A 15,107-nucleotide genomic window follows, 5' to 3' on the forward strand; every position below is an offset into this window, starting at 1 on the left:
CCTGGCCCGAAGGGGAAAAATGAAGCCTACCCATGGGTGATGGCAGGAGCAGATGACGTTGAACCGATGGAAGAACACACGATGACCGACAGGGACAAAAGCCCATTCCAACAGGCCCGGGAGCGCATCCTGAACGCGGCCCTGGATATCTTTGCCCACAAGGGGTACCGGGACACCCAACTGGACGAGGTGGCCGCCCGGGCCAACACGTCCGAGGGCTCCGTCTTCTTCCATTTTGCCAGCAAGGAACAGATCTTCCTGGCCCTCATCGACCAGTTCGCCGACTCCCTGGAGCGGCACATCACCGAGGCCATCAGCCAGCGGGAACAGGGGATGGAGCGGGTACGCGCGGCTATCGAAGCCTGCCTCCAGACCTTCGGCCGCTACCGCTGGCCGGCCAAGATCCTGCTCATCCAGGCGGTGGGCCTGGGTGCCGTCTTCGAAGAAAAACGGGCCGAGGTCCACGAACGCTTCGCCGGCCTGATCGAGCAGTATCTCCAGGAGGCCATTGACCTGGGCCAGATCCAGCCCGTGGATACGGAAGTGACCGCCCACGCGTGGATGGGCGCCATCTACAACCTGGTCATCCGCTGGCTCCAGACCGGCGAACCGGCGCCAGAACGCATCGTCCGCACCCTGCCGCCCCTGCTCCTGCGCAGCATCGGCTATCAGCCAGAGGACGAGGCGAAGGAGTAGCCATGACCCCACATCCACCCCGACCACCTCAGGCGGATCTCCCCTCCCCGGGCGTGGAATATCGGCCGGACTTCCAGGGACGGCTGATCAGCGCCTGTTGCCCGGCCGAAGGCATCGACATCTACACCTTCCTGCGCCACGGAGAGCAACAGCCCCGCTTCTACTGGCGGGACGGCAGCCAGGATATCCAGTTTGCGGGGGTGGGGGTCGCCCTCAGCCTGATGGGCTGGGGGGAGGGTCGCTTCCACCAGATTCAGCGTCAGGCCCGGAGCCTCTTCACCCAGGCCCTGGCCATGGACGAGGGGCCGTCCCTGGCCGCGCCCCGCCTTTTCGGCGGCTTCGCCTTTCGTCAGGACTTCGTGCCGGACTTCACCTGGGCGGCCTTTCATCCTGCCCATTTCATCCTGCCCCACTACCAGTTGGTCACCTGCCGCGGGGAGAGCTGGCTCACCATCAATGCCCTGCTTGCGCCAGGCGAGTCGGCCCGGGCACGCCAGCAGGCCCTCCAGGAGGCGCTGGCCGCCCGCTACCGCCTGCTGCGCAGCCTGCCAAAGGTCATCCCCGCACCGCCTTCGGCCCCCCAGGTGGAGGTGGATTATCCCCTGAGCTATCCCGCCTGGGCCGCCATGATCGAGGAGGCCCTGCGCCACTTTGCTGCCGGCCGGATGGACAAGGTGGTGCTGGCCCGGATATGCCAGGTGCGCAGCCCCACCCACCTGGACATCGACGCGGCCCTCTTTCACCTGGACCAACGCTACCCGGGATGTTACACCTTCCTGGTGGAGCCCCGGCCCCACCACGCCTTTTTCGGCGCGCCACCGGAGCTCCTGGTGGCCGTCCAGGGAAGCCGGCTCCAGACCATGGGGCTGGCCGGTTCCGCGCCCCGGGGGGCGACTCCCCAGGAGGATGAGGCCCTGGCCGCCGAACTGCTGGCTTCGGCCAAGGATCGCCACGAGCACGCCCTGGTGGTCCAGGCCATCCAGGAACGACTCGCGCCCCTGACCACGGCCCTGACCGCGCCCGCCACGCCCGAAATCATGCGGCTGAGCAACATCCAGCACCTTTTCACGCCCATCCAGGCGGAACTGCGCAGGCCGGACGGCGTTTTGCCCCTGGTGGAGCTCCTCCACCCCACGCCGGCCCTGGGCGGCTGGCCCCGAGACGCGGCCCTGGCCTTCATCCAGGAACACGAACAGACGCCCCGGGGCTGGTATGCGGCGCCGGTGGGCTGGATCGACCGCAACCTGGACGGCGCTTTCAGCGTGGCCATCCGCTCGGCTGTGGTCCAAAGGCGGCGGGCCTGGCTCTACGCCGGCGCAGGCATTGTGGCTGCGTCTCGCCCGGAACGGGAGTGGGAGGAGACAGGCTGGAAGTTTCGCCCGGTGCTGGAGGCGTTGGGGGTTTGGAGGGGTTAGGGGGATGGGGGATAAACAGTGACAAAACGAATTCATGCCAGGTACCATCCGCCCCGTGGAGTGCGTTTCAACGCCCTTGGGGTGTGCCAGCCGATGATTTCAATCATCGGCCCAAGGCTTCGTGATTGAAAAGGAGCGAAAGTAAAGTTGACGACAGCCGTGAACCCCAATGCCCTCTGGGCTGGGATCGTGGTGGAACAGCTGGCCCGATGCGGCCTGGAAGCCGCCTGCATCGCGCCCGGCTCCCGCTCCACTCCCTTGACCCTGGCCTTTGACCGCCACCCCGCCATCCAGGTCTACCTCCACCTGGACGAACGAAGCGCCGCCTTCTTCGCCCTGGGGTTGGCCCAGGCCACCGGGCGGCCGGTGGCCCTGGTCTGCACTTCCGGCACGGCCGCCGCCGAGTTCCACCCTGCGGTGGTAGAGGCGTACCAGGCCCAGATTCCGCTGCTGGTGCTCACGGCGGACCGTCCCCACGAGTTGCGGGAAAGCGGCGCCAACCAGACCATCGACCAGGTGAAGATGTACGGCGACCACGTGCTGTGGGCGATGGATGTGGCCCTGCCCGAGGCCGCGCCGCCGGCCGTGGCCCTGCGCAACCTGCGTACCCTGGCAGCCCGGGCCTATGCCTGCGCGGCCGGGCTCCGTTCCGGGCCGGTTCACCTCAACTTTCCTTTCCGCAAACCCCTGGAGCCCGCCTCCCCAGCCGCGTTCCAGGCGGTCGAAGAGCAGGTGGCGGCCCTTTTTGCCCAACCGCCTGGCGACCTGACGGTGGCACACGGTGAGATCCAGCCCACGCCGACCCAGGTGCAGCGCCTGGCCGAGGCCATCACCGGCGCCGAGCGGGGCCTCATCGTGTGCGGCCCTCGCCGGGCAGCCGCCGCCGGCCCGGACTTTGCCGACGCGGTGACGGCCCTGGCCCGGGCCAGCGGCTATCCCATCCTGGCCGACCCGGCCTCGGGACTTCGCTTTGGCCCCCACGTGGCCGACGCGCCCCTGGTGGGCGCGTATGACGCCCTGCTGGCCGCGGGCGACGTGCCCTGGCCGCCGCCTCAACTGGTACTCCGCCTGGGCGCGGTGCCCACCTCCGCTGCGCTCAACGCCTACCTGGAACGGGTGGCCGCGCCCACCGTTCACATCCGGTCCAGCGGTGTCTGGGCCGACGACAGCCACCTGGTGCACTCCTTTCTGCAGGCGGATCCGACCCTCACCTGTCGCAGGCTGGCGGCAGAGCTGTCCCCGCGGGGGCTGGGCGGGTGGGCCCAGGGCTGGCTGGCGGGTAGCCGGGCAGCTGGCCAGGTGCTGGCCGAGGCAGTTGAGCAGGGCGATTTTGAAGGGGCAGCCGTGGCCGCAGCCATCGACGGACTGCCTGCCGGGGCGAACCTCTTCGTAGGCAACAGCTTGCCCATCCGCCACGTGGACCGGTATGGGCTGCCCCGGCTGAAGCCCCTGCAGGTGTTCGTCAACCGGGGCGCCAGCGGCATCGACGGCATCACCTCCACGGCCCTGGGCGTGGCCGCGGCTGCGCCCGACCGGCCCACCCTGCTGATCACCGGCGACATCTCTTTCTACCACGACATGAACGGGCTGCTGGCCCTGGGCCAGTTTGGCCTGGGGCGCTTCGGCGTGGTCCTGCTGAACAACCGGGGCGGCGGCATTTTCCGCCGGCTGCCGGTGGCCCGCTTCGAGCCCAGTTTCACCCACCTCTTCCTGACGCCCCACGACCTGCGTTTTGAGCTGGTGGCCCAGCTATACGGCCTGGCGTATCAGCAGGTCGCGCCCGGGCCGGCCGTGGGCACCCAGGTGAGTGCCTGCCTGGCCGAGGCACGCCCCACCCTGATCGAAGTGCCCTGTGACAGTGCCCAGGACCTGGCGATGGGGCAGGCCATCCTGCAACGGGTGGCGAGGGTCGCCCTGCAGGTTGACGAGCGCCAGAACTGAACCGCTACCGACGGAATACGTGGACGAAGTAATCTGCAAGAGCCCTTATTTTTGGAAAATTTTGGGAAAAAGGAGCATGGGAGCACCATGGGCGAACCCCAGACGAACGAGCAACTGGCCGAAATTGCGGCCCAAAACCTGGAAAAACTGCTGGCCTCCAGCGGCATCGCCTGGCAGCAGGTGAAGGCATACAGCGACATCACCTACCACAAGGGAGAAGGCATCGCGCGCATCGCCTTCAACCGGCCCGAGGTGCGCAACGCCTTCCGCCCCCAGACCATCGACCAGATGATCGAGGCCTTTCGGGATGCCTGGATGGATGGCTCCATCGGTACGGTATTGCTGACGGGCAACGGTCCTTCGCCCAAGGACGGCGTCTACGCCTTCTGCTCCGGCGGCGACCAGCGGGTGCGGGGCCACGCCGGCTACGTGGATGACACCGGGCTGGCCCGGTTGAACGTCCTGGAGCTGCAGCGCATCATCCGCTTCATGCCCAAGGTGGTCATGGCCGTGGTGCCCGGCTGGGCGGTGGGCGGCGGCCACAGCCTCCACGTGGTCTGCGATCTGACCCTGGCCAGCAAGGAGCATGCCAAGTTCAAGCAGACAGACCCGGATGTGGCCAGCTTCGACGCGGGGTATGGCTCCGCGTACCTGGCCCGCCAGGTGGGCCAAAAGCGGGCCCGGGAGCTCTTCTTCCTGGGCAAGGTTTACTCGGCTGAAGAGGCGTTCCAGATGGGCATGGTCAACGCGGTGGTGCCCCACGACGAGCTGGAAAAGGTAGCCTGCGAATGGGCCAAAACCATCAACAGCAAGAGCCCCACGGCCATCAAGATGCTCAAATACGCCTTCAACCTGATCGACGACGGCCTGGTGGGCCAGCAGATCTTCGCCGGGGAGACCACCCGCCTGGCCTATATGACCGATGAAGCCCGGGAAGGTCGGGACGCATTCGTGGAGAAGCGGCGGCCCGAGTTCGAGAAATTCCCCCGCTGGCCGTAGGCCAGGGGCCGGGCAACTGTTGGCCGTTGCAGGTAATCCGGTCATTCGGTGACTCGGTTATTTGGTGATTCAATGACCCACCCTCCAATCACCCAATCACCCACTCCTCCACTCCACCAGCCCGTAGACTGGCTCCGCAGTCGGGCAGCGGTCACGCCGGAGCGGCCGGCCCTGTACTTTCGCGGGGAAGTCCTCCGCTACGGTGAGTTGGACCAACAGGTGGAAGGCCTGGCCGCGTCCCTCTGGCAGGCGGGCGTCCGGCCGGGTACCCGGGTAGCGGCTCTCCTGGCCAACAGCCCCGCCTACGTGGCCCTGATCCATGGGCTGGCCCGACTGGGCGCGGTGCTGGTTCCCCTCAACACCCGGCTGGTGGCCCACGAGCTGACCTGGCAACTGACCTTGACCGGGGCCGATTTTCTGGTGTCCGAAGACCAGCTGGCAACCGTGGCCGCGGCCGCCGCGCCCCCTGGCTGCCGCCGGCTGGATGCCCACACCCTGGTGGCACAGACCGCGCCGGCCGGAGAGAGGCCCTGGCAACAGGGGACCCCGTTGGACCAGGTCCAGGCCATCATCTTCACCTCCGGCACCAGCGGCCGGCCCAAAGGCGCCATGCTCACCTTCGGAAACCACTTCTGGAGCGCGACGGCCTCCCTCTACCGGCTGGGCCTCCGGGAGGATGACCGCTGGCTGAGCTGCCTGCCCCTCTATCACGTGGGTGGGCTGGCGGTGGTCTTCCGCTGCTGCCTGTACGGCATCCCCCTGGTGTTGCATGACCACTTTGAGGTGGACGCCTTCCAGGCCAGCCTGGAAGCCGATGGCGTCACCCTCACTTCCCTGGTGCCCACCATGTTACACCGGCTGCTCAACCGGCCGGGCGAAGGAGGCCCCCGGGGCGGGCTGCCTGCATCCCTGCGCCTGATTCTGCTGGGCGGGGCCGCGGCATCGGCCGAGCTGCTGGCCCGTTGTCGGGACGAGGGGATCCCCGTGGCCACCACCTACGGCCTGACCGAGGCCGCTTCCCAGGTGGCCACCCAACGCCCCGGGGACACCCTGCGCAAACCGGGCTCTGTGGGCCGCCCCCTGATGTTCACCAGGGTCCAGGTGGTGGACGAGGAGGGGAAAGTGCTGCCGCCCGGAGAGCCGGGGGAGATTCGGGTGCAGGGCCCCACCGTCATGGCAGGCTACTACCAGGATCCGGAAGCCACGGCCCGCGCCCTGCGGGATGGCTGGCTCCACACTGGCGACATCGGCTATCTGGACGGGGATGGAGATTTGTGGCTGCTCCAGCGGCGCAGCGACGTAATCGTCAGCGGCGGAGAGAACGTCTACCCGGCGGAAGTGGAAGCGGCCCTGCGCCAGCACCCCGCGGTGGAGGAGGCCTGCGTGGTGGGGATCCCCGACCCAGAGTGGGGACAGCGGGTGGCGGCCATGGTCCAGCTACGCCCCGGGCATCGGGTCACCGTGGCCGAGCTGGACGCCTTCCTGCGCCCCAGGCTGGCCGGCTACAAGCGTCCCCGCATTCTGACCTTTGTGGAAAGCCTCCCCCAGACCGCTTCGGGGAAAATTGCCCGGCGAACGGTGGCGGAGATGCTCCAGCGCCCCGGCCAGTGACAGGCCCACCGCGGCACGTTCAGATACCATGCCCTACGCGCAACTGGATGAGGTAACCTATCACTACGAAATGGCCGGACGGGGCCCTCTGCTGGTGCTGCTTCACGGCTTCACCGGGAGCGTGGACAACTGGCGGCCCCACTTCCCGGCCCTGGCCACGCGCTATCGGGTGCTGGCCGTGGACCTGCTGGGTCATGGCCGCACATCCGCGCCGGCCACGCCGGCCCGGTACGCCATGGATGCGGCAGCGGCCGATCTGGCGACCCTTCTGGCGCGGCTGGCACCCGAACCGGTTCACCTGCTGGGCTATTCCATGGGCGGACGGCTGGCCCTCTACGTCGCCCTGGCCTATCCGGCCCAGGTGAAGAGCCTCTACCTGGAAAGTGCCTCGCCCGGCCTGGAGGACGAGGAAGCCCGGCAGCAGCGACAGAGACAGGATGAGGCGCTGGCCGACCGGATCGAACGGGAAGGTGTGCCGGCCTTTGTGGACTTCTGGGAAGCATTGCCCCTGTTCGCCAGCCAGCAGCGGCTGCCCAATGATGTGCGGGACCGGCTGCGTCGGCAACGGCTGCAAAACCGGGCCCATGGCCTGGCCAACAGCCTGCGGGGGATGGGGACCGGGGTCCAGCCCTCCCTGTGGTCCCGCCTGGGCGAGCTGCGGATGCCGGTACACCTGCTGGTGGGCGCCCTGGATACCAAATTCGTCGCCATCAACCGGCGCATGGCCCAGGCGCTGCCCCAGGCCACCCTGACCGTGGTGCCCGACGCCGGACACACGGTACACCTGGAACAACCCCGACGCTTCCAGGAGTGGTTGTTCTCCACATCGTCATAGTAAAGGGAAGAACCATGGCGCGCACACCGATTACCACCATCGTCCCAGCAGGCAAGGTTCGTCTGGCGCTCCACGAATGGCCCGGCGACCCGCCCACCATCTTCCTGGTCCACGCTGCGGGAATGCATGGACGCTGCTGGGACGCGGTGGTAGCCGAACTGCCTGGGCGCCGCTGCGTGGCCGTGGACATCCGGGGGCACGGGTACAGCGACTGTCCGCCTCCTCCCTACGCCTGGTCCGCCCTGGGGGACGATCTGGTGGCCCTGCTCCAGGCCCGACGGCTGCAGCAGATGATCGGTGTGGGCCATTCCCTGGGCGGCCATCTGGTGACCCAGGCGGCGGCTGCGCTCCCCGAACACTTTCAGGCGCTGCTGCTCATCGAGCCCGTCATCTTTCCCCGGCACTACTACGGCCACAGCCTGCCGGAAGAACACTTCACCGCCCGGCGACGCAACCGCTGGCCTTCGCCCCAGGCCATGTTCGAGCGTTTTGTCGAACGCATTCCCTATGCCAGCTGGGATCGGCGGGTGCTCTGGGACTATTGCCAGCATGCCCTGCGCCGGGATGCCACCACGGCGGACGGCCAGCCCGGCTATGTCCTGGCCTGTCCGCCGGCCGTGGAAGCGTCCCTCTATGCCACCGGCCTGGCGCCGGATGCCGACATCTACGACCGGCTGGGCCAGATCCAGGTGCCGGTCTGGGTGATGCGGGCCGACTCGTCCCAGGCAGCCGACGCCCAGGACATGCGCCGCTCGCCCACCGCGCCGGACCTGGCCCAGCACTTTCCCCAGGGCCAGGATGAGCATCTGCCAGAGTACACCCACTTTTTGCCCATGGAGAACCCTGGCCTGGTGGCCCAGCGCATCAAGAGCATGATCGACAAATTGGCATAGAGGCTCCCCCTACCTGAGCGACGGCCGGCATCGCAACCGGAATCTCAATAGCCCTGCCACCAGTCCTTGCGGGAGCGGGGATCCATGAACGAACCGGTGTCCCGGATAGCCACCTGGAAGCGGGCGTCGGCTGCGGTCCCAAGCACCTCATCCCCCCTCAGCGCGGGAAGATGGGTGCGCCCCGCGCTGTCCAACTGCCGGTAGAGGGCCAACAAGTTCACATCCACGCAGATACCTTCCAGGTGGACCAGGTAGCCCACCGCGGCGGTATCCTCCCGGGTGTAGGCCAAGGTGATGCGGCGGCTCTCCGCGTAGAGGACCATGGCTTTCAGGTGGCCGGTCCAGATGGATGTGGCGCGGTCGGGCACAGTCAGGGGTTCGCCGGGATCGGCGGCCAGCTCCAGCAGGGTCACCGGGGGGAAGGCAATGGGCGCTCCCCGGCAACCATCCGGCGCACATTGCCAGTCCCAGTCGTAGACCTGGTAGGCGGCGGTAAAGGGTGGCAGGCGGGGCGGGGAGAAGAGGTCCGCCAGTTGGGGCGGATCGCTGTCGGTGGGGCCATCCACATCCACCAGGGTCAGGAGAGCGGAGGTCGGCACATAGCCCCGCAGGGCCAGGTTGAGGTCCGGGTGTTGGGCGGCCTGGCGGGAAGAGGGCGGCCCCTGGACCGGCACAGCGGCAAAGGTAGCCTGGGACTGCTGGGGACATGCCCCGGGCGTGTGGCGGGTGACCACGGGCAGAAAGAGCCGGTGGCCGGGCAAAACCACGGTTTCCGCATCTGTCGGGCTGGCTGCATCCGCCACGGCCGGCGGCCACAGTCCCATGCCCAACAGCCAGGCCAGGAACAGGCGTGGTCCCCAATTTTTCCACCACGAGGACGATACCCCACCTGAAACAGGATCGCGACGTCGGCTTGCCATCGGAAGAGCCATCACCGGAAAACCTCCTTAAAAAACAAGAAACGAACAGTTCCTTATGCTGGGTTGGGTGGTTTTGAAGGCGGCTCATCCCCCCGCAGGAGAGGCCACCCCCTTTCCCGCCAGTCCATCCCCTGGCGGGTCGAGGCCAGGAGGCGTCCGGTCAGGGGGCGCCCCAACAGGAGCACCACCAGCCACAGGCCCAGGGCCGCCAGCAGGAGATCCCGCGCCCGGATCAAAACGCCCAGGCTGATGCCGGCCGCGGCCCCCAGCCCCAGATGCTCCATGGCCAGCACCTGGCTGGCCTCCAGGGTCCCCAGGGCGGCAGGCATGGGCAACAGGATGGCCACCCGAGCCGCCAGGAGCGCCAACAGAAGCTGGCCCGGCGACAGCGCCATCCCCAACACGTAGGCCATGAGCCAGAATTCGCCCAGGAGCAGCCCCCAGGTCAGGAAGGAGGCGGCCAGGGCAGCCAGCCAGAGCCGGGGATTGCCCCGACAGAGCCGGATGGCCTCGTCCTCGCTGCGCTGCACCTCGCCCAGCAGGGTGACCAGCCGGACCGGTGCTTCCGCTCGCCCTCGACCCATCCGCTGCCACCACGCCAGCAACATTTCCCCCGCTCCAGAGATGGGATGATGGCCCCGCCAGAGGGCGCCCAGGACCAGGGTGGGCAGGAGAACCAACAAGAGCAGCACGCCACCGGCCCGAAAGGCGACCGCGGAAGGCCACAGGGCCATCCCCAGGACCACCAGGGAGCCCCCGGCCAGGAAGGCAAAGTTGACCCACATCTCCAGCAGCCGGTCCAGGGCAACGGCAGCCACCGAGCTGGCCACGGGCACTCGATGTCGCCGGCAGACCAGGTACACCTGCAGCGGCTCGCCGCCGAACTGGGGACCGGGGGTGACATAGCTGAGGGCGAAGGCAGCCAGCCGATAGATGGAGAGGGTCAGGTAGGGGAGGGTATACCCTTGCGCCCGCAGGAAGAGCCACCAGCGCGCGCTGAAGCTGAGCAGGATCAGGGCATTGACCAGGGCCAGCAGCAACAGCTCCCCCGGTCTCACCCCTTGAAAAACCCGGACAATGTCCACCAGGGCGGCCTGGCGAAAGGTCCACCAGAGCAGGCCCAGGGCCAATATGGCCCACCACCAGGATGTCTTCATGCAGGATCGCGAGGGCTCATTCGGCTTCGGCAGGAGATGGCACACCCAACTGGGTCTGCAGCAGGCGCTCCTCCGGCTGCCACAGCGCGGCCAGGCCGCTCCCCCAGTGGGCCACCAGAATGGCGGAGACCAGGAGCGGGACATTGACCCACCACCGGAAGCCGGTTGCCCAGATGTCCAGGCAGGCCAGGGCGATCAGCGCCAGGGCAGCCACCCGGCCGACCACGCCCAGGGCAAACGCCAGCAGGAGAACGACGGCCAGCCCACCCAGGATGGAGGGCGAGAGGGCCACGCCCATTTCGGCCAGGGTATTGCGCCAGGAGGCGAAGTCGGGAAACGCCTGCCCGAGGATTGCCCCGCCCGCCACCAGGCCCACGGCCCGCGCGGCCAGGGGCATCCAGCCTTCCAGCATCGCCTTCAGGCGACGACGGGCCGTGTGATAGGCCGGGCTGCTCCCATCCACCAGACCGCTGACCACCAGCCAGTCCCTCCCGAAGCTGGCCAGGAGGGGCAGGGCGAACAGCACGCTGGCCAGGGTCGTCACCGGCGGGCTCAGGATGGGCCAGAGAACCACGCTGAGAAAGCCGGTCTGGAAGCCGGCGATGAGCCGGCGATTCTCGCTCTCGGGCAGGGGGTAGATGGGCAGGCCCTGTCGGCGCCGGAGCCAGAGGCCGGCGACAAAGAGCTGTCGGGAGAATGCCAGGGGCAGGTACCAGAGGGGCAGAACCCCGTACTGGATCCCCAGCGCCACGGCCACCAGCACATCCAGGCCATCCAGCTCGATGTCCAGCAGGGCGCCCAGCCTGGTCTCGCCCTGGGTGATGCGGGCCACGTAGCCATCCACGTGGTCGATGAGGCGGGTGAAGGTGATGAGGAGGGCCGGCATCCAGGCCAGGCTGCCGGTCGGCCGGGGAGAGAAGAGGAAGCCGGCCAGCAACCCCACCAGCAGGCCTCGCACCAGCGACAGGCCATTGCCATAGCCCAGGCTGGGCAACAATGCTTTCTGGTGCGGCCGATGGTTTTGGGACAGGGCACGCCAGAGGATCCCCAGCACCAGGGCCAACAGCAGGCCGGCCATCACCAACCACCGGGCCGCCCCGCTGAAGTCCGCCGAACGACTGAGCCAGCCATAGGTTCCCAGCCAGGCAACCAGATAGACGGCCAGTACCCCAATCCACTGCCAGCGCAGGGCCTGCAAGGCCTGCCGGTTCCATTGGGCCAGCTCTCCTGGGCCCGGGGAGGGTCGCGTGCTGCTGATGCCAGACATGAAGTCAGTCCTGGTTTAACATCGAACCACCCAACTGGAGCAACGCCGCGCCGATCTCCTGGAGGCAGCCGTTCAGATCGTGTTGAATCCGCGCCGCGGGCAGGTGCAACAGCGCCCAGCGCTCCGGCAAGGGCCAGGGCTGGACGGCCGCGATGCTCACCTCTTCGATGGCGCTCTCCTCAGCCGTGCACTGGATACCCAGGTAGCCGCCCCGGGCCCGCAGGGTGATGTCCAGGGGGCGCTCCCCCACGATGCGGTTTGGCAGCGGGCGCAGGCGATACTCCCGCAGGGCGTGCCACAATTTTTCAAAAGGATCCTCCCGCAGGTAGAGCTCCCGAACGTCCCGGGCCTCCAAGAGGCGTGCCAACGTCGTGTGAATGAAGGTGATGCGGCGCAAGGTCGCCGAAGGAATGGGCCGCTCCAGGCGCTGGAGGGGGCCGATCTCGATGCAAAAGTAATAGTCGTCCGCCCGGGGGTGGTCTGCCTCTTCGGGCAGAAGCTGGCGCCGGGTGACCAGGCGATATCGGCGGGTGGCTGCGAAGTAGGTGATGGTCCAGGCCTCCGGCTGCCCCCGGAAGGCGCCCGTCTGGTAGAAGGCCAGGTAGTCGGCGCCGATACGCCTGGGAGCCCGTCGCTGGGGAATGCGATACCAGCCTTCTGCAGCCGCCCGGTGCAGATCCTCGGGGTTATTCATCACGGCCACCAGCACCGTACGGCGCCGCGCCTCGGCATGGGGGTATGCGTCGGTCATGGTAGCCGATACTATACTCCAATCCGTTCCTTTTTCACAAGCAGGGCAACGCCGGCACGGCGGGCAGAGCCGTCACGATGGGGGATGGCAGCGCAGGCCGATACGCGCCAGATTTGACTTCAACGGCTATCCGCGTTATACCAGGCAGACTGAAATGATCCCACGGCGCGGTCTTTCCCCAGGCAGGCTGACGCTTTCAACCACCACTTTCAGCGATCAACGAACGAATGCGACAAATCCACCATGGCCATACCCGCACGACAGCACCCTGCCCCGAGCGTTCCCGATACCCAGGCGGCCCAGGCCGCCAACCGCTTTCACCTGGACCAGGTGATGACCATCGCTGGCGGCCACTTCATGCACGACAGCTTCAGCGCCTTTCTGGCCCCGCTTCTTCCCCTGCTACAGGACCGGCTCAACATCGGCTATGCGGTGGCCGGCGGGCTGGCCATCTTCACCCAGCTTCCCAGCCTGCTCAACCCCTTCATCGGCTACCTGGCCGACCGGGTCAGCCTGCGCTACTTCGTGATCCTGGCGCCGGGCATCACGGCCACCCTGATGAGCTTCATGGGCTTCGCGCCCGACTACCTGGTGCTGACCCTGCTGCTCCTGGCCGCGGGCGTCAGCATTGCCGCCTTCCACGCGCCGGCGCCGGCCATGATCGGGCGGGTGGCCGGCCAGCGCATCGGTACGGGCATGAGCATCTTCATGGCCAGCGGCGAACTGGGGCGCACCGTCGGCCCGGTGGTGGCCGTGGCCGGGGTGACCTGGTGGGGCCTGGAAGGGCTCTGGCGACTGGCCATCCTGGGCTGGCTGACCTCGGCCGTCCTCTACTGGCGGCTACGCCAGGTGGCTGCCCGCCCACCGGCCCGACGGCCGGGTATGGAAATGGTCTGGGTCCGGGTTCGCCAGACCTTCCCCGTCCTGGCATGGATCATGCTGCCCAAGGCCTTCATGGTGGTGGCCATCACCACCTATCTGCCCATCTTCATGCGGGATGAGCTTCAGACGAGCCTGTGGCTGGCCGCCGCCTCCCTGACCATCCTGGAAGGGGCGGGCGTGGTGGGCGCCCTGACCACCGGCACCCTGAGCGACCGGCTGGGACGGGGACGGGTGCTCCTGCTCCTGTTGACCCTGGCCCCCCTGCTCCTGCTCCTCTTCCTGATGGGGCCCGGCTGGTTGACGGCCCCGGTGCTGGTGGCCCTGGGCCTGACGGCCATCTCGCCCACACCGGTCCTGCTGGCCATCGTCCAGGACCAGTTTCCAGACAACCGGGCCGCGGCCAACGGCGTGTTCATGTTTCTCAACTTCATCATCCGGGCCGTGGCCATCTGGACGGTGGGCTGGCTGGCCGACCACTACGGGCTCATGACGGCCTTCTGGTGGAGCAGCCTGATCGCGCTCCTGAGCGTGCCGGCCGTCTACTGGCTGCCCCGCCAGGCCGAAACCACAGGATGACGGGAGGAAAACCATGAAGACCAAAGTCGTGCTGGTGGGCGGCTTTCTGGGCGCCGGAAAGACCACCCTGCTGTTGGCAGCAGCCCACCGCCTGGCAGCCCAGGGGAAACGGGTGGGACTGGTCACCAACGATCAGGGCGCAGACCTGGTGGACACGGCCCTGGCTGCCCAACAGCAGCTCCCGGTGGCGGAAGTGTCCGGCGGCTGTTTCTGCTGTCGTTTCCCAGACCTGCTCCAGTCGTTACAACACCTGCAACGGACGGTCAGGCCCGACGTTATCCTGGCTGAACCGGTGGGGAGCTGTACGGACCTGGTGGCCACGGTGCTCCTGCCTCTGCAACACCACCATGCCGACGCCTTCGAGCTGGCCCCCCTCACCGTCCTGCTGGATGCGGGGCGCCAGCTAGACGGTTTTCCCGCCACGGTGGACTACCTCTACCGCCAGCAGCTGGCCGAGGCCGAACTCATCGGCCTCAACAAGGTGGATCAGCTCAGCCTGGAGCAGCAAGAGGACCTGGCCCAGGAGCTGACGGCCCGCTACCCCGACGCCCAGATCATGCCCCTGGCCGCGCGCGCCGGGACCGGCCTGGATGGCTGGCTGACGGCGGTCCTCACCCGCGCGGGCCGGCCGCCGCGGGTGTTGGACATCGACTACGGGCGCTACGGCGAGGCAGAGGCGGCCCTGGGCTGGCTCAACGCCCGGGGCACCCTCCGCGGCCGGCAGCCCTTCTCGCCGCAGAACTGGTTGCGCCACTTCTTCCACCTGCTGGAGGCGACCCTGACGGCCCAGGGCGCGGCCATCGCCCACCTCAAAGCCCAGATTCAGGCGCCGGGCATCGTCTGCAAGGCGAGCCTCACCCAGGCCGGCGCGCCCCTCTCGTGGGACGTGGCCACCGAGGGCACCACCCAGGAGCAGGCCCAGTTTGTGATCAACGCCCGGGTGGGCAGCCATCCGGACGTGTTGGCCCAGGCCGTCCGCCATGCCATGGCCGAGATCTGCCCGCCGACGGACTTCCAGTACCGCTTCGCCCACTTTGAGTGTTTCAGCCCTCAACCGCCCCGGCCCACCCACCGCATGGCGGCGCTCCCTTGAACTTCGCCAGATGAGAACCCGAGACGGCGACAGCCTTGTCAGCCATTGGGGCTTCTGGTACGATTGCAAAA

13 protein-coding genes are annotated in these 15,107 nt (G+C 67.8%); 9 read left to right on the forward strand and 4 right to left on the reverse strand.

Annotated features, from left to right (window positions below; translation table 11 throughout):
- Nucleotides 1–81 precede the first annotated feature (81 nt).
- From FKZ61_RS08455 to FKZ61_RS08485, 7 genes are all read left to right on the forward strand, one after another.
- Nucleotides 82–696, forward strand: a complete 615-nt coding sequence (locus tag FKZ61_RS08455; RefSeq protein ID WP_141609654.1) for a TetR/AcrR family transcriptional regulator — start codon at nt 82–84, stop codon at nt 694–696.
- 2 nt (nt 697–698) lie between these two features.
- Nucleotides 699–2,111, forward strand: coding sequence for an isochorismate synthase (locus tag FKZ61_RS08460; protein ID WP_141609655.1), 1,413 nt, complete (start codon nt 699–701; stop codon nt 2,109–2,111).
- 147 nt (nt 2,112–2,258) lie between these two features.
- On the forward strand, nt 2,259–4,052 hold the full coding sequence (menD, locus tag FKZ61_RS08465) for a 2-succinyl-5-enolpyruvyl-6-hydroxy-3-cyclohexene-1-carboxylic-acid synthase (protein ID WP_211358476.1): 1,794 nt from the start codon (nt 2,259–2,261) through the stop codon (nt 4,050–4,052).
- Between the two features lie 165 nt (nt 4,053–4,217).
- Nucleotides 4,218–5,051, forward strand: a complete 834-nt coding sequence (locus FKZ61_RS08470; RefSeq protein ID WP_141609801.1) for a 1,4-dihydroxy-2-naphthoyl-CoA synthase — start codon at nt 4,218–4,220, stop codon at nt 5,049–5,051.
- 72 nt (nt 5,052–5,123) lie between these two features.
- Nucleotides 5,124–6,662, forward strand: coding sequence for an o-succinylbenzoate--CoA ligase (menE, locus tag FKZ61_RS08475; protein WP_141609656.1), 1,539 nt, complete (start codon nt 5,124–5,126; stop codon nt 6,660–6,662).
- A gap of 28 nt (nt 6,663–6,690) precedes the next feature.
- Complete coding sequence (gene menH / locus FKZ61_RS08480; protein ID WP_141609657.1) at nt 6,691–7,497, forward strand: 2-succinyl-6-hydroxy-2,4-cyclohexadiene-1-carboxylate synthase; 807 nt, start codon at nt 6,691–6,693, stop codon at nt 7,495–7,497.
- Nucleotides 7,498–7,511: 14 nt separating this feature from the next.
- A complete protein-coding gene (locus FKZ61_RS08485) occupies nt 7,512–8,390 on the forward strand; it encodes an alpha/beta fold hydrolase (RefSeq protein ID WP_141609658.1) in 879 nt (292 codons plus the stop codon).
- 44 nt (nt 8,391–8,434) lie between these two features.
- Here FKZ61_RS08485 and FKZ61_RS08490 read toward each other — a convergent pair whose 3' ends face one another.
- From FKZ61_RS08490 to FKZ61_RS08505, 4 genes are all read right to left on the reverse strand, one after another.
- Nucleotides 8,435–9,214, reverse strand: coding sequence for a hypothetical protein (locus FKZ61_RS08490; RefSeq protein WP_141609659.1), 780 nt, complete (start codon nt 9,212–9,214; stop codon nt 8,435–8,437).
- A 149-nt stretch (nt 9,215–9,363) separates the two neighbouring features.
- On the reverse strand, nt 9,364–10,467 hold the full coding sequence (locus tag FKZ61_RS08495; RefSeq protein ID WP_170199442.1) for a lysylphosphatidylglycerol synthase transmembrane domain-containing protein: 1,104 nt from the start codon (nt 10,465–10,467) through the stop codon (nt 9,364–9,366).
- 16 nt (nt 10,468–10,483) lie between these two features.
- Nucleotides 10,484–11,734 carry a CDP-alcohol phosphatidyltransferase family protein gene (locus FKZ61_RS08500; protein WP_170199444.1) on the reverse strand — a complete coding sequence of 417 codons (1,251 nt, stop codon included), beginning with the start codon at nt 11,732–11,734 and terminating at the stop codon, nt 10,484–10,486.
- Between the two features lie 4 nt (nt 11,735–11,738).
- Entirely contained in the window at nt 11,739–12,485 is a 747-nt protein-coding gene (locus FKZ61_RS08505; protein ID WP_211358478.1) for a hypothetical protein, read from the reverse strand.
- 243 nt (nt 12,486–12,728) lie between these two features.
- Between FKZ61_RS08505 and FKZ61_RS08510 the strand changes: the two genes are divergently transcribed.
- Together FKZ61_RS08510 and FKZ61_RS08515 are read left to right on the forward strand one after the other, a co-directional pair.
- Nucleotides 12,729–13,943 (forward strand): MFS transporter, encoded by a 1,215-nt coding sequence (locus tag FKZ61_RS08510; RefSeq protein ID WP_141609661.1) that lies wholly within the window; start codon nt 12,729–12,731, stop codon nt 13,941–13,943.
- Nucleotides 13,944–13,956: 13 nt separating this feature from the next.
- On the forward strand, nt 13,957–15,036 hold the full coding sequence (locus tag FKZ61_RS08515) for a GTP-binding protein (RefSeq protein WP_141609662.1): 1,080 nt from the start codon (nt 13,957–13,959) through the stop codon (nt 15,034–15,036).
- Nucleotides 15,037–15,107: the final 71 nt, after the last annotated feature.

This window comes from Litorilinea aerophila (genome assembly GCF_006569185.2).
In the GTDB taxonomy this organism is placed as follows: Bacteria; Chloroflexota; Anaerolineae; order Caldilineales; family Caldilineaceae; genus Litorilinea; species Litorilinea aerophila.